Source organism: Rhizobium sp. BK591 (genome assembly GCF_014195045.1).
Taxonomy (GTDB): Bacteria; Pseudomonadota; Alphaproteobacteria; order Rhizobiales; family Rhizobiaceae; genus Rhizobium; species Rhizobium anhuiense.
The window spans coordinates 1101461-1122524 of sequence record NZ_JACIAZ010000002.1; the positions used below are offsets into that span (position 1 = coordinate 1101461).

Annotated in this window: 20 protein-coding genes and 1 pseudogene; 11 read left to right on the forward strand and 10 right to left on the reverse strand. The window is 63.0% G+C overall.

The window, feature by feature from the left end; all coding sequences use genetic code 11:
* Window positions 1-31 precede the first annotated feature (31 nt).
* Genes FHX10_RS12345 through FHX10_RS12365 form a run of 5 tightly spaced genes read right to left on the reverse strand, consistent with a single transcriptional unit; the run spans window position 32 to window position 5942 of the window.
* Window positions 32-868: an HpcH/HpaI aldolase/citrate lyase family protein gene (locus tag FHX10_RS12345; RefSeq protein WP_047614756.1), complete on the reverse strand. Its 837-nt coding sequence runs from the start codon at window positions 866-868 to the stop codon at window positions 32-34.
* Window positions 865-1317, reverse strand: a complete 453-nt coding sequence (locus FHX10_RS12350) for a MaoC family dehydratase (protein WP_047612454.1) — start codon at window positions 1315-1317, stop codon at window positions 865-867. The genes FHX10_RS12345 and FHX10_RS12350 overlap by 4 nt, the downstream gene beginning before the upstream one ends.
* Complete coding sequence (locus tag FHX10_RS12355) at window positions 1317-3182, reverse strand: acetyl/propionyl/methylcrotonyl-CoA carboxylase subunit alpha (protein WP_097595466.1); 1866 nt, start codon at window positions 3180-3182, stop codon at window positions 1317-1319. The genes FHX10_RS12350 and FHX10_RS12355 overlap by 1 nt, the downstream gene beginning before the upstream one ends.
* 7 nt (window positions 3183-3189) lie before the next feature.
* Complete coding sequence (locus FHX10_RS12360) at window positions 3190-4800, reverse strand: carboxyl transferase domain-containing protein (RefSeq protein WP_097542478.1); 1611 nt, start codon at window positions 4798-4800, stop codon at window positions 3190-3192.
* Window positions 4797-5942, reverse strand: a complete 1146-nt coding sequence (locus FHX10_RS12365) for an isovaleryl-CoA dehydrogenase (protein WP_097542477.1) — start codon at window positions 5940-5942, stop codon at window positions 4797-4799. Before FHX10_RS12365 ends, FHX10_RS12360 begins: the two co-directional genes overlap by 4 nt.
* A 168-nt stretch (window positions 5943-6110) precedes the next feature.
* On the opposite strand from FHX10_RS12365, the gene FHX10_RS12370 reads away from it, so the two are divergent.
* On the forward strand, window positions 6111-6371 hold the full coding sequence (locus FHX10_RS12370) for a type II toxin-antitoxin system Phd/YefM family antitoxin (protein WP_097542661.1): 261 nt from the start codon (window positions 6111-6113) through the stop codon (window positions 6369-6371).
* Window positions 6361-6780 (forward strand): hypothetical protein, encoded by a 420-nt coding sequence (locus FHX10_RS12375; RefSeq protein WP_097542476.1) that lies wholly within the window; start codon window positions 6361-6363, stop codon window positions 6778-6780. Before FHX10_RS12370 ends, FHX10_RS12375 begins: the two co-directional genes overlap by 11 nt.
* On the opposite strand, the gene FHX10_RS12380 is transcribed toward FHX10_RS12375, so the two are convergent.
* The gene (locus FHX10_RS12380; RefSeq protein WP_244604744.1) at window positions 6764-7828 is read right to left on the reverse strand and encodes an AraC family transcriptional regulator; all 1065 of its coding nucleotides are present in this window, start codon (window positions 7826-7828) and stop codon (window positions 6764-6766) included. The genes FHX10_RS12375 and FHX10_RS12380 overlap by 17 nt on opposite strands.
* Window positions 7829-7920: 92 nt before the next feature.
* On the opposite strand from FHX10_RS12380, the gene FHX10_RS12385 reads away from it, so the two are divergent.
* The 9 genes and pseudogenes from FHX10_RS12385 to FHX10_RS35050 form a co-directional block, all read left to right on the forward strand.
* A complete protein-coding gene (locus FHX10_RS12385) occupies window positions 7921-8688 on the forward strand; it encodes a 3-hydroxyacyl-CoA dehydrogenase (RefSeq protein ID WP_097542475.1) in 768 nt (255 codons plus the stop codon).
* Between the two features lie 23 nt (window positions 8689-8711).
* Window positions 8712-9899: an acetyl-CoA C-acyltransferase gene (locus tag FHX10_RS12390; protein ID WP_097542474.1), complete on the forward strand. Its 1188-nt coding sequence runs from the start codon at window positions 8712-8714 to the stop codon at window positions 9897-9899.
* 13 nt (window positions 9900-9912) lie between these two features.
* Window positions 9913-11040 (forward strand): acyl-CoA dehydrogenase family protein, encoded by a 1128-nt coding sequence (locus FHX10_RS12395; RefSeq protein ID WP_097542473.1) that lies wholly within the window; start codon window positions 9913-9915, stop codon window positions 11038-11040.
* A gap of 63 nt (window positions 11041-11103) precedes the next feature.
* Window positions 11104-12336 carry a 3-methyl-2-oxobutanoate dehydrogenase (2-methylpropanoyl-transferring) subunit alpha gene (locus tag FHX10_RS12400; RefSeq protein ID WP_097542472.1) on the forward strand — a complete coding sequence of 411 codons (1233 nt, stop codon included), beginning with the start codon at window positions 11104-11106 and terminating at the stop codon, window positions 12334-12336.
* Between the two features lies 1 nt (window position 12337).
* On the forward strand, window positions 12338-13351 hold the full coding sequence (locus FHX10_RS12405) for an alpha-ketoacid dehydrogenase subunit beta (RefSeq protein WP_097542471.1): 1014 nt from the start codon (window positions 12338-12340) through the stop codon (window positions 13349-13351).
* A gap of 3 nt (window positions 13352-13354) precedes the next feature.
* Window positions 13355-14596, forward strand: a complete 1242-nt coding sequence (locus tag FHX10_RS12410; RefSeq protein WP_097542470.1) for a dihydrolipoamide acetyltransferase family protein — start codon at window positions 13355-13357, stop codon at window positions 14594-14596.
* A gap of 5 nt (window positions 14597-14601) precedes the next feature.
* Window positions 14602-15999, forward strand: a complete 1398-nt coding sequence (gene lpdA / locus FHX10_RS12415) for a dihydrolipoyl dehydrogenase (protein ID WP_097542469.1) — start codon at window positions 14602-14604, stop codon at window positions 15997-15999.
* A 28-nt stretch (window positions 16000-16027) separates the two neighbouring features.
* Window positions 16028-16276, forward strand: a complete 249-nt coding sequence (locus tag FHX10_RS35675; RefSeq protein WP_097542468.1) for a hypothetical protein — start codon at window positions 16028-16030, stop codon at window positions 16274-16276.
* 130 nt (window positions 16277-16406) lie between these two features.
* Window positions 16407-16573 (forward strand): annotated as a pseudogene (locus FHX10_RS35050) (nucleotidyltransferase); the annotation flags it as partial.
* Between the two features lie 30 nt (window positions 16574-16603).
* On the opposite strand, the gene FHX10_RS12425 reads toward FHX10_RS35050, so the two are convergent.
* The 4 genes from FHX10_RS12425 to FHX10_RS12440 form a co-directional block, all read right to left on the reverse strand.
* A complete protein-coding gene (locus FHX10_RS12425; RefSeq protein WP_097542467.1) occupies window positions 16604-17287 on the reverse strand; it encodes a redoxin family protein in 684 nt (227 codons plus the stop codon).
* Between the two features lie 953 nt (window positions 17288-18240).
* Window positions 18241-18558 (reverse strand): succinoglycan biosynthesis protein exoi, encoded by a 318-nt coding sequence (locus FHX10_RS12430; protein ID WP_097630243.1) that lies wholly within the window; start codon window positions 18556-18558, stop codon window positions 18241-18243.
* Window positions 18559-18809: 251 nt separating this feature from the next.
* Window positions 18810-19763: a sulfonate ABC transporter substrate-binding protein gene (locus tag FHX10_RS12435; protein WP_063475905.1), complete on the reverse strand. Its 954-nt coding sequence runs from the start codon at window positions 19761-19763 to the stop codon at window positions 18810-18812.
* Between the two features lie 162 nt (window positions 19764-19925).
* Window positions 19926-20954, reverse strand: coding sequence for an NADP-dependent oxidoreductase (locus tag FHX10_RS12440; RefSeq protein ID WP_184389364.1), 1029 nt, complete (start codon window positions 20952-20954; stop codon window positions 19926-19928).
* Window positions 20955-21064: the final 110 nt, after the last annotated feature.

The window sequence follows — 21064 nt, forward strand, 5'->3', positions numbered from 1 at the left end:
GGCATCGTTCCAGGCCCGCCGGAGCGGTTGTCTAACGTCCGACGGCGTTCAGGAGCCGGAGGGCAAGCTTGAGGTGCGGCATATCCAGCATGCGCCCCTCAAGCTGGATGACGCCTGCGTCCGGCCTGGCGGCAAAAGCGGCGGCGACTTTCTCCGCCCAGGCGATCTCGGAAGCGTCAGGCGTGAAAGCGTGGTTGATCGTTTCGACCTGGCTCGGATGGATGGCCATCATGCCGGAAAAGCCGTCGCGCCGCGCGCGGCCGACATAGGCCCTGAGACCGCTATGATCGTGGAAATCGGGATAGACGGTGTCGATGGCCGGAACGGCGGCGGCATGGGCGGCAAATAGCGTCAGCGAGCGGGCAAGCTCGTAAGGCGGCGTGTAACGGCCATCCGTCCGTCGCGCGGTCGCAGCCCCGATCGCGGCAGGCAGATCCTCAGCACCCCAGGTAAGGCCGCAGAGGCTGGCCGCGACGTCCCGGTAGCTGCCGATCTCGAAGATCGCCGACGGCGTTTCGGTTGCGATCGGCAAGATGGGGATTTCAGGTGCAAGTGAGCCTGCGAGCTTCAGCACCGAAGCCGCCCCCTCGGCCTTCGGCAGCATGATCGCGAAAGGATGGAGGCCACTCAGAGCGGCAAGGTCGTTTTCGAACTCCGGGGAGGCGAGGGGATTGATGCGGATCAGGAGATTGGTTTCGCCAGTCTGGCGCAGGACGAATTCTTGGACGGCCTGGCGGGCGCGTGGCTTGTTGGCGGGTGCAACCGAATCTTCGAGATCGAGAATGACGGCATCGGCGCCCGAGGCGAGTGCTTTCTCGAAACGCTCCGGCCGATCGCCGGGCACGAAGAGCAGCGAGCGAAGTCTCATGACGGCTTTACCTTCAGCATGACGGTGCGCAGGCACTGGCAGACGATCTCGCTGCGCTGGTTCAGGGTGATGTGCCGGAAGGTGACGATGCCGGCGTCGGGGCGGGAGTTCGAGCGGCGCAGTTCCGTCACCTCCGTTTCCACCCGCAGCGTGTCGCCGATGAAGACCGGCTTCGGCATCGTCACCTTGTCGTAACCGAGATTGGCGACGAGCGTGCCGAGCGTGGTGTCGCCGACCGAAAGACCGACGGTGAGCGCAAAGGTGAAGGTGCCGTTGACGACGATCCGGCCGAATTCGGTGCCGGCCGCATAATCGGCATCGAGATGCAGCGGCTGCGGATTGTGGGAAAGCGTCGTAAACAGCAGGTTGTCGGTCTCGGTGACCGTGCGGCGGATCTCGTGGGCGATGCGGTCGCCGAGCGTCCATTCGTCGAAATAGCGGCCGGCCATCAATCCTGCTCCTTCGTGACGGTGACGACCAGCTGGTTCTCCGAGACCCTGGCGCCGGTGGAAACCTGCAGTTTTCCGATAATGCCGTCAAAAGGCGCGCGCAGCGAATGCTCCATTTTCATCGCTTCGACCGTCAGCAGACGCTCCCCCTTGGCGACATGATCGCCTTCGGCGACATCCACCGAAATCACGAGGCCGGGCATCGGCGAAAGGATCGCGCCATCGCCCGCACCCTGGCTCGCCTCGATTTCGCTTGCGACGGGCAGGCTGATCGGCCAGGTATTGCCGGCGTCGAAAAGCACGGTCGTTTCACCAATCGTGACGATATTTGCCTCAGGCTTCCGACGTGATTGCCCCCAGAAGAGGTGATCGCCGATACGGATGCGCACTCGATTGTCATCCGCGCCGGCGATGCGGAATCCGGCAAGCGCGGCCCAGGGATCATCATCGGTATTTCTTGAAAGCACGGCGGCTGCGGTGTCGATCGCGATTTCGCTCGGCTCCGTCGCCACAAGGCTATCGCCATGGCGGTCGAGGAAGCCGGTATCGATCCGAGCGGCGCGAAAATCCGGATCGACGGCGATGCGGGCAAGCAGGCCGGCATTGGATCTGACCGGCCAGACCTCGATGCCGGCGCAGGCGGCTGCAAGTTTCGAAAGGGCTGCCTCGCGGTCCGGTCCATGCGCGATGATCTTGGCGATCATCGGATCGTAGAAGGCGGTAATCTCATCGCCCTGTTCGACGCCGCTGTCGACGCGGACGGACTGCGGCAGGCGCAGATGGTCGAGCCGGCCGGTCGAAGGCAGATAACCGGCGGCCGGATTTTCGGCATAGAGCCGGGCTTCGAAGGCCCAGCCATTCATGGCGATCTCGTCCTGGCTTTTCGGCAAGGGCTCGCCGCTCGCGACCTTCAACTGCCAGAGCACCAGATCCTCGCCAGTAATCGCCTCGGTGACGGGGTGTTCTACCTGCAGCCTCGTATTCATCTCCATGAACCAGATACGGTCAGGATGCAGGCCCTGGGAGGCATCGGCGATGAATTCGATGGTGCCGGCGCCGACATAGTTGACCGCTCTTGCGGCCTTGACCGCTGCCTCGCAGATCACCGCCCGGGTGGCGGCATCGAGGCCGGGGGCAGGGGCCTCCTCGATCACCTTCTGATGACGGCGTTGCAGCGAACAATCGCGTTCGAAGAGATGTACGCAATTGCCGAGCTTGTCGGCGAAAACCTGCACCTCGATATGGCGCGGATTGGCGATATAGCGTTCGATCAGAACGCGGTCGTCGCCGAAAGCGGCGGCCGCCTCACGGCGGCAGGAGGCGAGACGTTCGGCGAAATCCTGCGCGCGGTCGACGCGGCGCATGCCCTTGCCGCCGCCGCCGGCAACCGCCTTGATGAGTACGGGATAACCGATGGCCTCGGCTTCCGCCGCCAGCCTCTCTTCGCCCTGGTCCGATCCGAGATAACCGGGGGTCACGGGCACGCCGGCTGCCTGCATCAATTCCTTGGCGGCATCCTTGAGCCCCATCGCCCGGATGGCAGCGGGCGGCGCGCCGACCCAGACGATGCCGGCCTTCTCCACCGCCTCGGCAAAATCGGCATTTTCCGACAGGAAGCCGTAGCCCGGATGGATCGCAGCGGCGCCGCTCTTGCGGGCAGCCTCCAGGATGCGCTGCGGCGAAAGATAGCTTTCGCGGGCCGGCGAGGGGCCGATGGCGATCGCCTCGTCCGCCTCCCTGACAAAGGGCAGCCCGGCATCGGCTTCAGAATAGACCGCAATGGTGCGGATGCCGAGCATCCTAGCCGTGCGGATGATGCGGCGGGCGATTTCACCCCGGTTGGCAATGAGCAGGCTTTCCATCATCGACGCCTCACATCCTGAACAGGCCGAAGCGCGGCCCTTTTGGGATCGGCGCATTCAGGCAGGCGGAAAAGGCAAGGCCCAGCACATCGCGCGTCTGGCGCGGATCGATGATGCCGTCGTCCCAAAGGCGGGCGGTGGCATAATAGGGATTGCCCTCGGCCTCGTAGCCGGCGCGGATCGGCGCCTTGAAGGCTTCCTCCTCTTCCATGGGCCAATTCTCACCGCGCGCCTCCATGGAATCTCGGCGAATGGTGGCAAGCACGGAGGCCGCCTGTTCGCCGCCCATCACGCTGATGCGGCTGTTCGGCCAGGTGAAGAGGAAGCGCGGGCGATAGGCGCGGCCGCACATGCCGTAATTGCCGGCACCGAAACTGCCGCCGATGATGACCGTGACCTTCGGCACGGTGGCGGTTGCAACGGCCGTCACCAGCTTGGCCCCGTCCTTGGCGATGCCGCCAGCCTCATAGCGGCCGCCGACCATGAAGCCAGAAATATTCTGCAAGAAGAGCAAGGGGACGCGGCGCTGGCAGGCGAGCTCGATGAAATGGGCGCCTTTCAGCGCACTTTCGGAGAAGAGAACGCCGTTGTTGGCGATGACGGCGACCGGCATGCCCCAGATGCGGGCGAAGCCGCAGACCAGCGTGGTGCCGTAGAGCGGCTTGAACTCGTGCAGTTCCGAGCCATCGACGATCCGCCCGATGACCTCGCGCACGTCGTAGGGTGAGCGCACATCATCCGGAATGAGACCGCAGAGATCTTCGGGATCGAGTTTCGGCGGTCGCGGCGGCTGGAGGTCGATATCGACTGATTTCACACTGTTGAGGGTGGCTGCGATATCGCGCACGAGCAGCAGCGCATGTTCATCATTCTCGGCGACATGATCGACGACGCCGGAGCGGCGGCCATGGGTCTCGGCGCCGCCGAGCTCTTCGGCCGAGATGATCTCGCCGGTCGCGGCCTTCACCAGCGGCGGACCGGCGAGGAAGATCGTGCCCTGATTGCGCACGATGACCGTCTCGTCGGACATGGCGGGCACATAGGCGCCGCCGGCGGTGCAGCTTCCCAAGACGCAGGCGATCTGTGGGATTCCCTCGGCCGACATCTGGGCCTGGTTGTAGAAGATCGCGCCGAAATGGTCGCGGTCGGGAAAGACGTCGGCCTGATGCGGGAGATTGGCGCCACCGCTATCGACCAGATAGAGGCATGGCAGCCGGTTCTGCAGAGCAATCTCCTGCGCCCGCAGATGTTTCTTCACCGTCAGGGGGTAATAGGCGCCGCCCTTCACCGTCGCGTCATTGGCGACGATCATCACCTCGCGGCCGCAAACACGGCCGATGCCTGTTATGATGCCGGCGCCGGGCGCCTCATCATCATACATGCCGTTGGCCGCCAGCGTGCCGATCTCCAGGAACGGGCTGCCGGCATCGATGAGCAGCTGGATCCGGTCGCGCGGCAGGAGCTTGCCCTTGCCGGTATGGCGCTCGCGCGCTGCCTGCGATCCACCCTGGCGCGCTTTCGCCGAGCGGTCGTGGAGTTCGTCGCTAAGGCCCTTGTTCTTGGCTGTATTGGCCTTGAAGGTCTCGCTATCGCGGTCGATCGCAGTCGAAATCACCGTCATGATGCGATGAGCTCCCGGCCGATCAGGTAGCGGCGGATCTCGTTGGTACCGGCGCCGATATCGTAGAGCTTGGCGTCGCGCAAAAAGCGTTCGACCGGCCATTCCTTGGTATAGCCGGCGCCGCCGAGTGCCTGGATCGCTTCCAGCGAGACCTTCACGGCATTCTCGCTGGCAAAGAGGATCGCGGCGGCCGCATCCGTGCGCGTCGCGCGGCCGGCATCGCAGGCCCGGGCAACGGTATAGACATAGGCGCGCGCCGAATTCAGCGCGACATACATGTCGGCGATCTTGCCCTGCATCAGCTGGAAGTCACCGATCGGCTTACCGAACTGTTTGCGATCGCTGACATAGGGCAGCACGACGTCGAGGCAGGCCTGCATGATGCCAAGCGGCCCGGCGGCGAGCACGGCGCGCTCGTAGTCGAGGCCGGACATCAGGATCTTCACGCCTTCTCCCTCCCGGCCCATCAGCGCCTCGGCCGGCACCTCGCAATCCTGAAAGACCAGTTCGGCGGTATCGCTGCCGCGCATGCCGAGCTTGGAGAGTTTCTTGGAGACGCTGAAGCCCGGCAGGCCCTTTTCGACGATGAAGGCGGAAATGCCTTTCGGGCCGGCTGCGGGATCGGTCTTGGCATAGACGACCAGCACATCGGCATGCGGCGCGTTGGTGATCCAGAATTTGGCGCCGTTCAGAACATAGCGGTCCCCCTTTTTCTCGGCACGCAAGCGCATGGAGACGACATCGGAACCGGAGCCCACCTCGGACATGGCAAGCGAACCCACATGTTCGCCGGAGATCAGTTTCGGCAGATGACGGCGTTTCTGTTCCGGCGAGGCCCAGCGGCGGATCTGGTTGACGCAGAGATTGGAATGGGCACCGTAACTCAAGCCCACGGAAGCCGAGGCCCGTGAAATCTCCTCCATGGCGACGACATGATCGAGATAACCGAGACCGGCGCCGCCGAATTCTTCCTCGACGGTAATCCCATGCAGGCCGAGGGCGCCCATCTCAGGCCAGAGCTGGCGTGGAAACGTGTTGCTTTCGTCGATTTCCGCAGCCAGCGGAGCAATATGAGCGGCAGCAAACCGCGCCGTCGTTTCACGGATCGCGTCCGCGGTTTCGCCGAGCGAAAAATCAAACATGGCACTCCTCCCGCTGAAATATGTAGCGCGGGTTGCGGCGGGGTCAAAGTGCCCTTGAATGATACGGGTGGAGAGCCTTGAGAATTCTCGTCGAGGGCGCGTGAACGCCATTTTCTTGAAAAGATGGAAAATATGGAATATATGGAAATTAAACCGGAGAGTATAGTCATGCGACAGTTCACGACAGGTGATCTCAATAAACAGATTGGTGATGTCACCGATGTCGCGAGCCGCGAGCCGGTTATTCTTACCCGCCACAACAAGCCCCGTTTCGTGCTGATGAGCTATGAACACTATCAGCGGATGCGCAGCGGCGAGGACCCGCGTCGCGCGCATCACATTTCGGAGATGCCGGATGAGCATGCCGAATTGTTCGGCGAGGCGATTGAGCGACTGGCGCGCGGGGAAAGTTACGACGATGAACCATGAGTTTCGCCCTGGCGAGGTGATAACCTATCCCTATCTCTGGGCATGGCAGCAGCAGCGTGGTGAGACGGAGGGGCGCAAACAGCGCCCGGTCTGTGTCATCATTGCGATCCGCAGTGCGAGCGATGGAAATACGCATCTCGCCCTTCTGGCAATCACCACGCAACCGCCGCCGTCGGGAAGGGCTGCGCTGGAAATTCCCGATATCGAACGTCGGCGTGCTGGTCTCGGTGATCTCAAACAAAGTTGGATCGTCGTCGACGAATACAATTACGATATCGTCGAGCGTTCCTGGTACATCGAGCCTCATCAGGAGGTTCTTGGTCGCTTCAGCAAGTCCTTCGTGATGAAGATTGCCGTCATGTTCGCGAACGCGCGGGGCCGGTCAGAACGAGTCAATCGATTCGACTGACATCCTCTCGATTTTCCGTTCCGTCCCGCCGAAAGGCCTCAGGGCTCTTGCCTATCCATTTCCTGAAGGCCCGGAAGAAGGCGCTCGGCTCGGAATAGCCGAGCTGGACGGCGATCTCGCCGATGGTCTTCGGCGTGTTCAGCAGCAGGTCAACGGCGAGATCCCGGCGGATGTCATCCTTGATGGCGGCATAGCTTTGTCCCTCGTCGTGCAGGCGGTGGCGGAGCGTGGAGGGCGGCATGCGCATATCAGCGGCGAGCTCGGCGAAGCTCCGCCACATGGCAGGTGTTGCCTGACTCAAGCGGCGGCGCACGGCTGCGGCGATGCCGGCATCATAGCGGTAGCGCACCAGAATATTGGCGGGCGCGCCGCGCAGGAACTGTTTGAGCGCCTGTTCGCTGCGTGAAATCGGCAGGTCGAGCAGGGTGCTGTCAAAGCCCAGCCGGCTGATGGCTTGCGAGAAACGCACCGGCGCACCGAAGAACAGCCGGTAGTCGGCGCCCTGTTTAGGCTCGGCGCAGCGGAAATCGACGCGCCGGATCGGAATGCGCCGGCCAACCAGCCAGCAGATGATGCCGTGCAGGATGATCCAATAGGTACGGTAGGCGAAGGCCGAACGCGGGCCGCCGGCATCCCGAAGCTCGACCTCGGCCAGACCGTCGCGGATGACGAGCTGTCCCCTGGGATCGTCGAGCACGATATCGAGGAAACGCAGCGCCCGACGAAGCGCATGACCCAGCGTCGGCGCATGCAGCACAGAGTGGCAGAGCAGTGTGAAGCTGCCGCTGCGCATCGGTCGGCCGCCCATGCCGAAGAATTCGTCGTCGAGCTCGGCGGCGATGGCCAGCCACAGCGCGCCGTAGGTTTCTGCCGAGACCGGCTGGTCGACCCGGGGCAGTCCCACGCGCGCAAGAATAGGCTGCGTCGGCTTATCTAGTCGCCGCAGGCTGTCGAGCGCCTCCTCGACAAAGGCCGGCGCAATCATCCGTCGCTCGATTTCGGCCACCCCACCCTCGCTATGGCAAAACTGGCCGAAATAATGGAGCATTTCTGTCATCGCTTGCAATAGGTGGAGCGAATAGAATCGTACCCGTCGGTTGCGCTTGGAGGCGGTCGCCGCCGGCAGGGAGGAACAGATTCATGTTGATCCAAGGAGCAAGCTTCATCGTCACCGGTGGTGGCTCCGGCCTCGGTGCTGCCACGGTGCGCGCGCTTGTCGAGGCAGGCGGGCGCGTGACGATCGCCGATCTCAATGTCGAAGCGGGCGAACATGTCGCCTGGGAATTCGCAAGCGCTGCACAGTTCGTCAAGGCCGACGTGGCCGATGAGAAGCAGGGAGCAGCGGTGGTTGCCGCTGCCGTCGACGCCTTCGGCGGCTTGCGCGGCTTGGTGAATTGCGCCGGCGTCGCACCGGCCCAAAAGGTGATCGGCCGCGACGGGCCGCATCGGCTGGAAAGTTTTGCCCGCACGGTCGGAATCAATCTCATCGGCACGTTCAACATGATCCGGCTTGCCGCCACAGCGATCCAGAAGACCGATCCGGATGCCGAAGGCGAACGCGGCGTCATCGTCAATACGGCCTCGGTCGCCGCCTTCGACGGTCAGATCGGCCAGGCAGCCTATGCCGCCTCCAAGGGTGGGGTGGCGGCGATGACCTTGCCGATCGCCCGCGAGCTTGCGCGTCACGGCATTCGCGTCGTCGCGATCGCGCCCGGCATTTTCGAGACGCCGATGATGGCTGATATGCCGGCTGAGGTTCAGGCCGCACTCGGCAAGAGCGTGCCCTTTCCACCGCGGCTCGGCCGGCCGGCGGAATTTGCCGGGCTGGTGCGCCATATCTTGGAAAACAACATGCTGAACGGCGAGGTCATCCGCCTCGACGGCGCATTGCGGATGGGCGCGCGGTGAACGCGTCGCCCCAAGGAGGAAAGATGGTTTTGCAGGATCCCATCGTCATCGTCGGTGCAGCGCGCACCCCGATCGGCAGCTTTCAGGGAGAGCTGAAAGAGGCGACAGCGCCGGAGCTTGGAGCGACGGCGATCCGCGCAGCGCTTGAGCGCAGCCGCATCGCGGCCGAGGCGATCGAGGAGGTTATCTTCGGTTGTGTCCTGCCGGCCGGGCAGGGCCAGGCGCCGGCGCGCCAGGCGGCGATCCATGCCGGCCTGCCTTTCGCGACGGCGGCCAGCACCGTCAACAAGATGTGCGGCTCGGGCATGAAGGCCGTGATGATGGCGCATGACCTGATCGCCGCAGGCAGCGCCTCGGTGGCGGTTGCAGGCGGCATGGAAAGCATGACGAATGCGCCCTATCTCCTTGACAAGGCCCGTGGCGGCTACAGGCTCGGCCATGGGCGTGTCGTGGATCATATGTTCCTCGACGGGCTGGAGGATGCTTATGACAAGGGGCGCTTGATGGGCAGCTTCGCGGAGGATTGCGCCGAGGCCTATCAGTTCACGCGCGAGGCGCAGGACAGCTACGCCATCGCCTCGCTGACGCGGGCGCAGAAGGCGATTGCCGAAGGCTGTTTCGACCGCGAGATCGTGCCGGTTACGGTGAAATCCGGCAGGACTGAGCAGGTGGCGAGCCGCGACGAACAGCCCGGCAAGGCGAAGCTCGACAAGATCCCGACGCTGAAACCGGCCTTCCGAGACGGCGGCACGGTGACTGCCGCCAATTCCAGCTCGATTTCCGATGGCGCGGCAGCCCTCGTGCTGATGCGCCGTTCCGAGGCGGAGCATCGCGGCCTCAAGCCGCTTGCCACCATCCTTGGCCATGCCACCCATTCGCAGGCGCCCAATCTTTTCGCTACCGCACCGATCGGTGCGCTGCAGAAACTGTCCGATCGCACCGGCTTATCGTTGTCGGAGGTCGATCTTTTCGAAATCAACGAGGCCTTTGCCGTCGTCGCCATGGCGGCGATGCGCGATCTCAACCTGCCGCATGAGAAGGTCAATGTGCATGGCGGCGCCTGCGCGCTCGGCCATCCGATCGGCGCTTCGGGGGCCCGGATCCTGGTGACGCTGCTTGCGGCGCTGGAGCGCTACGATCTGAAGCGCGGCATGGCGGCGCTCTGCATCGGCGGCGGCGAGGCGACCGCCGTCGCCATCGAGCGGCAATAGGAGGAGAGAACAGATGATCCTTTCCGACCTCCAGCAGCAGATTTCAGATCTCGCCCGCGACTTTGCCCGCGACCGGCTGGCGCCGGGGGCAGCCAAACGCGACCGGGAGCATCTCTTTCCGCGCGAGGAACTGAAGGAGATGGGTGAACTCGGGCTGCTCGGCATGCTGGTGCCGGAAGCCTATGGCGGCTCGGATACCGGCGTGGTCGCCTATGCCGCAGCACTTGAGGAGATCGCCGCCGGCGACGGAGCCTGTTCGACGATCATGAGCGTGCACAGTTCCGTTGGCTGTGTGCCGATCCTGAAATTCGGCACCGAGGAGCAGCGGCAGCGTTTCCTGCCGAAACTGGCCAACGGCGAATGGATTGGCGGCTTTGCGCTGACCGAGCCGCAGGCGGGTTCGGATGCCTCGAACCTGAAGACCCGGGCGCGGCGTGACAGTGACCACTATGTGCTCGACGGCTCCAAGCAATTCATCACCTCGGGAAAGAACGGCGATGTCATCATCGTCTTTGCCGTCACCGATCCCGACGCCGGCAAGAAAGGCATTACCGCCTTCATCGTGCCGACGGAGACGCCAGGCTACGAGGTGATCCGCGTCGAAGAGAAGCTTGGGCTGCATTCCACCGATACCTGCCAGATCGCCTTCAACAACATGCGCATCCCGGCCGGGCTGAGGCTCGGTGCGGAAGGTGAAGGTTATCGCATCGCGCTCGCCAATCTCGAGGGCGGGCGGATCGGCATTGCGGCGCAGGCCGTCGGCATGGCGCGGGCGGCCTTCGAGGCGGCGCGCGACTACGCCCGCGAGCGCACGGCCTTCGGCAAACCGATCTTTGAGCACCAGGCCGTGGCCTTCCGCCTTGCCGATATGGCGGTGCGGATCGAGGCGGCGCGGCAGCTCGTCTTTCATGCCGCCTCGCTCCGGGAGGCGGGGCTGCCCTGTCTGTCGGAAGCCTCGATGGCGAAGCTCTTTGCCTCCGAGATGGCCGAGCGTGTCTGCTCCGATGCGATCCAGATCCATGGAGGTTATGGCTACATGGCCGACTATCCGGTCGAGCGCATCTACCGCGATGTGCGCATCTGCCAGATCTACGAAGGAACGAGCGACGTGCAGCGCATGGTGATCGCCCGCAATCTATAGAACGACATCCGGCCCGGCTCTCGGAGGAGAGGGGCAAGGCCGGCAAGGGAGGAAAGAAACGACATGGTGGATTCTGCTCGTTTGAGCCTGCACGTCCCCGAACCCGCCGTCCGACCTGGCGGCCAGCCTGATTTTTCCAATGTCAGGATTGCCAAGGCCGGCGCGGTGCCGCGGCCGGAGGTGGATGTCGCGTCGGAAGACATCCGCGATCTTGCCTATTCCATCATCCGTGTTTTGAACCGCGACGGCGAGGCGGTCGGCCCCTGGGCCGGGTCGCTCTCCGATGAGGAGCTGCTGACCGGGCTTCGCAACATGATGAAACTGCGGGCCTTCGACGCCCGCATGCTGATGGCGCAGCGGCAGGGCAAGACCTCCTTCTATATGCAGCATCTCGGCGAAGAAGCCGTCAGCTGCGCCTTCCGCAAGGCGCTCGAGAAGGGAGACATGAATTTCCCGACCTATCGCCAGGCGGGCCTCTTGATCGCCGACGACTATCCGATGGTCGAGATGATGAACCAGATCTACTCGAACGAGAGCGATCCCCTGCGCGGCCGGCAACTGCCGATCATGTATTCCTCCAAGGAGCACGGCTTCTTCACCATCTCGGGCAATCTCGCTACCCAATATGTGCAGGCCGTCGGCTGGGCGATGGCCTCGGCGATCAAGAACGACAGCCGCATTGCCGCGGCCTGGATCGGCGACGGATCGACGGCGGAATCGGATTTCCACTCGGCGCTGGTCTTTGCCTCGACCTACAAGGCGCCGGTCATCCTCAACATCGTCAACAATCAGTGGGCGATATCCACCTTCCAGGGCATCGCCCGCGGCGGCTCCGGCACCTTCGCCGCCCGCGGCCTTGGCTTCGGCATTCCGGCGCTGCGTGTCGATGGAAACGATTATCTCGCCGTCCATGCGGTCGCCCGCTGGGCGGCCGAGCGCGCGCGGCGCAATCTCGGCCCGACGCTGATCGAATATGTGACCTACCGCGTCGGCGCCCACTCGACCTCCGACGATCCGAGCGCCTACCGGCCGAAGACGGAATCGGAGGCCTGGCCGCTCGGAGATCCCGTGCTGCGGCTGAAGAAACATCTGATCGTCAAGAGTGTCTGGTCGGAGGAGCGGCATGTGCAGGCGGAAGCCGAAATCATGGATGAGGTGATCGAGGCGCAGCGCCAGGCAGAGGCGCACGGCACCCTGCATGCCGGCGGCAGGCCCTCGGTGCGCGACATTTTCGAGGGCGTCTATGCCGAGATGCCGCCGCATATCCGCCGTCAGCGGCAGCAGGCGGGGTACTGACATGGCCAGGATGACGATGATCGAGGCGGTGCGCAGCGCCATGGACGTCTCGATGGCGAAGGACGACAATGTCGTCGTTTTCGGCGAGGACGTCGGCTATTTCGGCGGCGTCTTTCGCTCGACGCAGGGCCTGCAGGCAAAATACGGCAGAACGCGCTGCTTCGATACGCCGATCAGCGAATCCGGAATCGTCGGCACGGCGATCGGCATGGCCGCCTACGGGCTGAAGCCCTGTGTCGAAATCCAGTTCGCCGATTACATGTATCCGGCCTATGACCAGCTGACGCAGGAGGCGGCGCGCATCCGCTACCGGTCCAACGGCGATTTCACCTGCCCGATCGTCGTGCGCATGCCGACCGGCGGCGGTATCTTCGGCGGCCAGACGCACAGCCAGAGCCCGGAGGCGCTTTTTACCCACGTCTGCGGGCTGAAGGTGATCGTGCCTTCCAATCCCTACGATGCCAAAGGCCTGCTGATCGCAGCGATCGAGGATCCCGATCCCGTCATGTTCCTGGAGCCGAAGCGGCTCTATAACGGCCCCTTCGACGGCCATCACGAGAAGCCGGTGACGCCCTGGTCGAAGCATGACCTCGGCGAGGTGCCCGATGGCCATTACACTATTCCGATCGGCAAGGCCGAGGTGCGGCGCGTCGGATCGGCGGTGACCGTGATTGCCTACGGCACCATGGTGCATGTGGCGCTTGCCGCAGCCGAAGATGCCGGCATCGATGCCGAGGTGATCGATTTGAGGAGCCTGCTGCCGCTCGATCTCGATGCGATCGTCAAATCGGTCGCCAAGACGGGGCGCTGCGTCGTCGTGCATGAGGCAACCCTGACGTCGGGCTTCGGCGCCGAGGTCGCAGCACTGGTGCAGGAACATTGCTTCTATCATCTCGAGGCGCCGGTCGTGCGTGTCGCCGGCTGGGACACGCCCTATCCGCATGCGCAGGAGTGGGACTATTTCCCCGGTCCCGGCCGTGTCGGGCGGGCGCTTGCCGAAGTCATGGAGGCCTGAGCCGTGGGCGAATTCATCATCAAGATGCCCGATGTCGGGGAAGGGGTCGCCGAGGCCGAGATTGTGGAATGGCACGTGAAGACAGGCGATCCCGTCCGCGAGGACATGGTGATTGCCGCCGTCATGACCGACAAGGCCACCGTGGAAATTCCGTCGCCCGTCCATGGCACCGTCATCTGGCTTGCCGGCGAGGTCGGAGACCGCATCGCGGTCAAGGCCCCGCTGGTGCGGATCGAGACGGCGGGAGATGTCGGCGAGACGCAGCCTGTGGTGATTGGGCAGGCGCCGATTGCCGAAGCCCCCATGGCCGACATTGCAAAACCTACCCCGGCAGCGCCAGCGCCAGCGCCAGTGCCGGCGGCTGCATCGACGGAAAAGCCGCTTGCCGCTCCCTCGGTGCGGCTTTTTGCCAGGGAAAGCGGTGTCGATCTCAGGCAGGTGCAGGGGACAGGACCGGCCGGGCGTATCCTGCGCGAGGATATCGAGCAATTCCTGACCCCAGGAGCCGCTCCCGCAGCAGTGAAGAACGGTTTTGCCAGGAAGACGGCGACCGAGGAGATCAAGCTGACCGGCCTGCGCCGCCGCATCGCCGAGAAGATGGTGCTTTCCGCCTCGCGCATCCCCCACATCACCTATGTGGAGGAAGTGGATATGACCGCGCTCGAGGAGCTTCGCGCCACCATGAACGGCGACCGCAGGCCAGGCCACCCGAAGCTGACTGTTCTGCCCTTCCTGATGCGCGCACTGGTCAAGGCGATTTCCGAGCAGCCTGACGTCAACGCCACCTTCGACGACGATGCCGGCATCATCACCCGCCACGGTGCCGTCCATATCGGCATCGCCACACAGACGCCGGCCGGCCTGACCGTGCCGGTGGTCCGGCATGCGGAAGCCCGCGGCATCTGGGATTGCGCCGCCGAGATGAACCGGCTGGCGGAAGCAGCACGATCCGGGACGGCGACGCGCGATGAGCTTTCCGGCTCCACCATCACCATCAGCTCGCTCGGCGCGCTCGGCGGCATCGTCTCGACACCCATCATCAATCATCCCGAGGTGGCGATCATCGGCGTCAACAAGATCGCCACGCGACCGGTCTGGGACGGCGCGCAATTCGTGCCGCGCAAGATGATGAACCTCTCCTCCAGTTTCGACCATCGCATCATCGACGGCTGGGATGCGGCAAACTTCGTGCAGCGCATCCGCACGCTGATCGAAACGCCGGCGCTCATTTTCATCGAAGGCTGAGATCCATGAAAGAGATCCTCTGCAAGCTCCTCGTCATCGGCGCCGGTCCGGGCGGCTATGTCTGCGCCATCCGCGCCGGACAGCTCGGCATCGATACCGTCATCGTCGAGGCCGGCAAACCGGGTGGCACCTGCCTGACGGTCGGCTGCATTCCCTCCAAAGCGCTGATCCATGCGGCCGAGGAATTCGACGCGACGCAAAAGATGCTGGCTGGCAGGAACCCGATGGGCATCCGCGTCGAAGGCGCCTCGATCGATCTCGGCAGAACGATTGCCTGGAAGGACGGGATCGTCGGCCGGCTCACAGGCGGTGTTTCGGGACTGCTGCAAAAGGCGCGGGTCAAGATCGTCCACGGTCGGGCCCGCTTCCGCGACGGCAAGACGGTGGAGGTGGAGACGGAAACCGGCCAGCAGATCATCCGGGCCGAGACCGTGGTGATCGCCACCGGTTCCGATCCGGTGGAGCTTGCCGATCTGCCTTTCGGCGGCCGCGTCATGTCCTCGACAGAGGCGCTGTCGCTGACCGAGCTGCCGAACAAACTCGTCGTGGTCGGCGGCGGTTATATCGGGCTGGAGCTCGGGACGGCCTTTTCCAAGATGGGATCTGATGTGACGGTCGTCGAGGCGACGCCGCAGGTGCTGCCCCAATATGATGCCGAGCTGGTGCGGCCCGTCATGCGCAAGTTGGCCGAAGGCGGTATCCGGGTGTTGACCGGCGCCAAGGCGATCGGCCTTGCCGACGATGGCGACGCATTGATCGTCGAAACACCGGATGGCCGTCAGCAAAGCCTGCCGGCGGACCGCATCCTCGTCACCGTCGGCCGCCGCCCGAGAACGGCTGGGTCGGGTCTCGAAGAGCTCGATCTCGATCGTGCCGGCCCTTATCTGAGGATCGACGATCGTTGCCGCACGTCGATGCGCGGCATCTATGCGATCGGTGACGTGACCGGCGAGCCGATGCTTGCCCACCGGGCCATGGCGCAAGGCGAGATGGTGGCTGAGATCATTGCGGGCAAGAAGCGGGCCTGGGACAAAAGATGCATTCCCGCCATCTGCTTCACCGACCCGGAGATCGTCAGCGCCGGCCTGTCGCCGGCAGAGGCGAAGGCGCAAGGCTATGAAATCCGCACCGGCCAGTTTCCGTTCAGCGCCAACGGTCGGGCGATGACGATGCTATCCGAAGAGGGCTTCGTGCGCGTGGTGGCCCGCGCCGACACCAATCTCGTGCTCGGCCTGCAGGCGGTGGGCGCCGGGGTCTCCGAGCTCTCGGCGGCTTTTGCGCTGGCCATCGAGATGGGTGCGCGTCTGGAAGACATCGCAGGCACCATCCATGCACATCCGACCCGCAGCGAAGCGGTGATGGAGGCGGCGCTGAAAGCTTTGGGAAGTGCCCTGCATATCTGAGGCCCAAGTCCAGGTCCGGACATTGACAATGCTGGAAGGCGTCGCGATCGGCGGCAAAACCGTCGATCACGGCTCCAATTCCTGGGGTCAAGGGGTCGCTGGTTCGACATCCGTCAGATGCGACGAACCGCGCACGGTCCCAGCGATCATCAACATCAAGGAGAGCGACATCACGATGCTGGCCTCGCGCGGCCGGATCGACGCCGCTCAGCTCGCAGCTGCGACGAGGTTCCCCGCCTTATGGGAAGCGCCATCGACTACGGCCGCGAGCCGTTAGCCGGCGGCAGTCATACGGACCCGATCAGCCACAGGCAATGCACGCGGCCGAGGAGCTTAGGCGCGTATCCGACCTCGGCTTGGCCCTACATCATTTCGCCAACAGTTAAATTAGGCGCGGTGTTGGAAGTGGCCGGATCCTGAAGATCATCCTGTTTGGCTTCTAGGCCAAAGGTGGCTGGGTGGATGAACCCTTCACAACGAAGGGCTATCGGGCGGATTTCGACCTGCTGATCATCGTCAACAACGGGAAGCCCTGCGAGTCCGCCGAGTATTGGTAAAGGCTGCCGACCGTCTGAGGACGGTGGTCGTCGAGATTTTCAGCAGCTTATAGATGTGCGACTTGGGAAGCTGCGGACATCAATTCTTCGGGACTCGGCGCCCGGCATAGATTTTGGCCTTCCTCTTCGGCTTCTGTGAAACTCCAGCGCACAGTGCCTTCCCGATCGAGCAGGAACTCGCCGATAAGCGGCATGTGACCGGCGATCATAATCTGCCGGTCGGCCGCCGTAATTTCATACCAGTCCTTTTTCTCAAGAAAGTCGCCCGCCGCAGCCGGGTTCATCGGCACGGGCAACTCCCCCGGCAGATCGATCCGCATTGTCATGACCGCGTCCATTCCGAGCTTGTGCGGCCATTCGGTTTCATTCTCCGTGAACTCGAGGATGGGTAAACCGAAGGCGCGATGTGAAGCCCCCACCGGGTCGGATGCGCTAAGAAGGTCGGGTAGCGGATGGTAGCGGAAGTAGAGCCGCGCCCGCTCGACTGGCGTCTTGACCACTGCGAGACATTCGATGCCTTTCTCCTTCAGGGCCGGGTTGAGTTGCGCCATCGCCGCGAGATGACGCCGGCAGAACGGACAGTGTAGGCCTCGAAACAAACCGATCAGTAACGGGCTGCGGCCTCGAAAATCATCGAGCGCGATCTTGCCTTCGCGCGAGATCGCGTCGAATACAACATTCGGTGCCCGGTCGCCGGGTTGCAGCGGGCGGTCGACACTACTCGTGGACATGAACAACCTCCTCGCCTCGGATCAGCAAAAAAGGCAACACACCCAGCGCTCCGGGGCTCGAACCCGTGCTGGGCGCAAAATCTCTACGCCGGGGCAAAGTAGCTTTCGGCTCTGCCATATTGCCGACGTCGAGCGTGAGCCGTGCGGCCCATCATAGCACGTAAAAGCGTCTGCGGGCGAGCATTCAGGCTGGTCAGCAATCCGCGGCGCTATGTCCTCTGTGAGGTCTTCGAGGGAAATCTTTTCCGCCGCTCTCGCCGGTCGATCTAAGTTTACAACCTGAGACAGTAAAATATACCATTAAATCCTACGGTAGTTTTCAATTCGTTGGTCTGATAATTTTCGTTGGTCCGCCTTACCCAATCCAACAAGGCGCAACAGTGGAGATCGTGATGACCGATAACTCTAAGACGCCTCCCGCCAAGAAGACAATCCAAGACCCCCCAGAATACGCGGCTGCGCCCGAAGACCCCAGCCAAGCCGCTCCTTCCAACTCGTCTGGCACGGCAAAGCCTCCCCAGCCAGTATCTCAAGATCTTCGGGGCCAGCTTAAATGGAATGAGCAGCGTACCGGCGAGACCGATGATTGGTTGGGCGGGCCGCAAAACGGGGCCGAAGCGCCTGGCTCCAAGGAGAGTGGTCCGACAGGCTCGGGGAAAGTGCAGGGCGAAGGGGCAAGAAACCCCCAAACCGGCGAACGAATTGCAAGGAACCCCCAAACGGGAGAGTAGCAGCCGATACTGCTGCGACTTCGCGGTGTCCCACGACGGGCGCCGGTGCGAGCGCGGTTAAAGGCTTATCGAGGATTCTCACGTCAACTTGGATTGACGGATCGGGGCTGGGTTAGTCCCCGATCCGTAGCACCATCGTTTCCCAGAGAACGTGTTAAGTCGATGCGGCCCGGTCTCTGCGGCATGCCCGCGCCAAAGCTTCTCCGGCCCCACGCCGAAGCATCACGATTTCGATTTCCGCCAGCCGGCGGCCCACGCTTCGAATTCTGAGCAGAACCATCTTTCCCCGAACTGGGGGCTGATCTTCGTCTCTGCGTAGCGTCGCTGCCCCGGCAGGTGGAAGATACGCTCGCCCGTGTTGATGGAGATGTTGCCCTTGATCCTGCACGATTGTCCGGAGCCGCCAGAAGCGCTCCATGAGGCCAGCAAGTCGCTCGCGGTCCAGCCGCCGGCCGCACCAAACGCGAGCGCGCCGATGACCAAACCCGGAAACTTGAGAAGCACCGGTCTCTTTTGTGGATTGCGATAACCCTGACGCATCCCCCATCCCCGTCATTTCGCGCGAGGATTGTAGCGACGGATGGAGCACGGCGATATCCGTCCAAAAGGCGTAGTGCGCGGGGGCCTCGCCAACTAACCGCATCAGTCGTTCCGTTCCTTCGGGCTCTAGGGATGATGACGCATAACGTCTCACGTGCCGGAGGTTTGCTACACTCGGCAGGCTCGCACCGCGGCTCCTAACGAGAAGGTTGGCCAGACCTTCCCGCTGGGACCAGGATCTCAGGTGGGGATCACGCCTTGCTCTTGCGGATGACGTCCGCAATCTTCACTTGCTTGGGAATGAGCTTCAGTTTGAAAAACGTGTCGGCGATGTTCTGCTGCTGCGCGACGACGGTGTCATCCAGGCTCTTGACCCCGTAGGACTGACGCTCGAGCGCCTTGACGAGCACAGGTTCGGGGATGCCGACCGACGGTGACAGCTCTGCAGCGGCAGCCGCGGTATCGGACTTCGTCCATTCGTCGATCTCGGAAATGGCCTCGATCAAGACATCGATCGCCTCGGCGTGGCCGTCGACCAGCGCCTTGGTGCCGAGATAGAACTGGTGATTGGGAACGATGCCCTCGCCGTTTCTGAGTTCTCGCGCTTCGACCGCCACTTCCGCCGCTGCCTGGAAGGGATCCCAGATGACCCAAGCATCGACCGCGCCCTTTTCGAAGGCGGCGCGGCCGTCGGCCGGGGCGAGGAAGGATGCTTCCACGTCCTCGTAGGTCAAGCCGGCTTCTTCGAGCGCCTTGACGAGCAGGTAATGCACGTTCGAGCCCTTGTTGAAGGCGACCTTCTTGCCCTTCAGCTCCGCGACCGATTTGATGGGGCTGTCCTTCGGGACAAGTATGGCTTCGCCGCGCGGGGCAGGGGGCTCGTGCGCGATGTAGACGAGCGGAGCGTTGGCGGCCTGGGCGAAGATCGGCGGCGTTTCGCCGGTCGATCCGAAATCGACGGCACCGGCGTTCAGCGCCTCGAGCAGTTGAGGGCCGCCTGGAAACTCGGTCCATTCAACCGTGTAGCCGACCGATTCAAGCTTCTTCTCCAGCGTCCCTTTGCCTTTGAGAAGCACCAGAGTTCCATATTTCTGGTAGCCGATACGCACGACCTTGTCAGCTGCGCCAGCCAGTCGAACATGCGTCAAAGGTGTCGCGATGGCGCCTGCCACCACCGCCGTGAAAGCGCGTCTTGTAATCTTCATCATAGCCTCCGGAATAGGATGAGGCTAAATTAAAGTGTCTCTATCTTTTTCATAGAATATACGTGCTCCGGCATCCGCTTCTTAGGGATTGGCTTTTTTGTTCTGTTGCGACAACGAGCAAAAAGAACCGCGCCGCGAAATAGGAAACGTCAAGGCGATGTTTCAGGGCGCGACGCGCACGATCAGTTTTCCGAAATTCCTCCCTTCCAGAAGGCCAAGAAAAGCCTCTGGAGCGTTTTCAAGTCCGTCAACGATGTCCTCCTTGTATTTGAGCCGTCCCTCGGTGATCCACGCTCCAGCCTGCTGATAGAAGTCAGGACGCTGATCGGCGAATTCGCGCTGGATGAAACCGCGGATGGTGAGGCTTTTGCGCAGGATGGCGCGCATCACCGCAGGAAGCTGATCATGTCCGCTCAAGGCAGAGGATCCTTCGTTATAATGCGCGATCAGCCCGCAGACCGGTATGCGTGCGAAGTCGTTCAGCAATGGAAACACCGCGCTCCAGACGTGGCCACCGACATTCTCGAAATAGACATCGATACCTTTCGGACAAGCGGCTGCAAGTTGTGCCGGAAAATCGCTTGCATGATGGTCTATGGCGACATCGAAGCCGAGCGCCTGGCATATGTAGTCACATTTCTCAGGCCCGCCTGCAATTCCAACGACACGTGCCCCGGAAATCTTTGCCATCTGCCCGACTGCCGAGCCAACCGCGCCGCTCGCCGCGGCGACCACAAGCGTTTCGCCTTCTTTGGGCTTGCCGATATTGCGAAGCCCGGCATAGGCCGTGAAGCCGGGCATTCCGAGAATGCCGAGTGCCGTCGTGATCGGTGCGGTTTGCGGATCGAGCTTCCGCAAGTCCGCACCATCTGAAATCGCATGGCTCTGCCAGCCGGAATGCGAAAGCACGATGTCCCCCGCCTTGAACGCCGCGTTGCGGCTGCGTGCGATCCGCGCGACCGTGCCCCCTTCCATCACGCCGCCGATGTCGACCGGCTTGGCATAGGATTTGGCATCGTCCATGCGGCCGCGCATGTAGGGGTCCAGGGAAAGATAAAGCGTCTCAAGAAGAACCTCGCCCTCGGTGAGATCGCGAACCGTCTCCCGCTCGAGCCGGAAATTCGCCGCCACCGGCTTTCCGGATGGGCGCGATGCAAGAACGATGCGGGTGGCAACGGGTTGAGCGGTCATGGATGTGTTCCTCTTCTGATTTTTCCTCGGTGTATCAGGGATTCGCTTCGAAAACTGGGCCTCGCCATCCGGACCGTGCCTGCTTGCCGACCGCGCCTTTGCCGTGACGC

Coding starts and splice junctions, on each gene's coding strand:
- FHX10_RS12430 (WP_097630243.1), bottom strand. CDS start 18,558: ATGCGTCAGGGTTATCGCAATCCACAAAAGAGACCGGTGCTTCTCAAG.
- FHX10_RS12435 (WP_063475905.1), bottom strand. CDS start 19,763: ATGAAGATTACAAGACGCGCTTTCACGGCGGTGGTGGCAGGCGCCATC.
- FHX10_RS12345 (WP_047614756.1), bottom strand. CDS start 868: ATGAGACTTCGCTCGCTGCTCTTCGTGCCCGGCGATCGGCCGGAGCGT.
- lpdA (WP_097542469.1), top strand. CDS start 14,602: ATGAAAGAGATCCTCTGCAAGCTCCTCGTCATCGGCGCCGGTCCGGGC.
- FHX10_RS12380 (WP_244604744.1), bottom strand. CDS start 7,828: ATGCTCCATTATTTCGGCCAGTTTTGCCATAGCGAGGGTGGGGTGGCC.
- FHX10_RS12440 (WP_184389364.1), bottom strand. CDS start 20,954: ATGACCGCTCAACCCGTTGCCACCCGCATCGTTCTTGCATCGCGCCCA.
- FHX10_RS12390 (WP_097542474.1), top strand. CDS start 8,712: ATGGTTTTGCAGGATCCCATCGTCATCGTCGGTGCAGCGCGCACCCCG.
- FHX10_RS12375 (WP_097542476.1), top strand. CDS start 6,361: ATGAACCATGAGTTTCGCCCTGGCGAGGTGATAACCTATCCCTATCTC.
- FHX10_RS12395 (WP_097542473.1), top strand. CDS start 9,913: ATGATCCTTTCCGACCTCCAGCAGCAGATTTCAGATCTCGCCCGCGAC.
- FHX10_RS12355 (WP_097595466.1), bottom strand. CDS start 3,182: ATGATGGAAAGCCTGCTCATTGCCAACCGGGGTGAAATCGCCCGCCGC.
- FHX10_RS12370 (WP_097542661.1), top strand. CDS start 6,111: ATGCGACAGTTCACGACAGGTGATCTCAATAAACAGATTGGTGATGTC.
- FHX10_RS12360 (WP_097542478.1), bottom strand. CDS start 4,800: ATGACGGTGATTTCGACTGCGATCGACCGCGATAGCGAGACCTTCAAG.
- FHX10_RS12405 (WP_097542471.1), top strand. CDS start 12,338: ATGGCCAGGATGACGATGATCGAGGCGGTGCGCAGCGCCATGGACGTC.
- FHX10_RS12400 (WP_097542472.1), top strand. CDS start 11,104: ATGGTGGATTCTGCTCGTTTGAGCCTGCACGTCCCCGAACCCGCCGTC.
- FHX10_RS12385 (WP_097542475.1), top strand. CDS start 7,921: ATGTTGATCCAAGGAGCAAGCTTCATCGTCACCGGTGGTGGCTCCGGC.
- FHX10_RS12365 (WP_097542477.1), bottom strand. CDS start 5,942: ATGTTTGATTTTTCGCTCGGCGAAACCGCGGACGCGATCCGTGAAACG.
- FHX10_RS12425 (WP_097542467.1), bottom strand. CDS start 17,287: ATGTCCACGAGTAGTGTCGACCGCCCGCTGCAACCCGGCGACCGGGCA.
- FHX10_RS35675 (WP_097542468.1), top strand. CDS start 16,028: ATGCTGGAAGGCGTCGCGATCGGCGGCAAAACCGTCGATCACGGCTCC.
- FHX10_RS12350 (WP_047612454.1), bottom strand. CDS start 1,317: ATGGCCGGCCGCTATTTCGACGAATGGACGCTCGGCGACCGCATCGCC.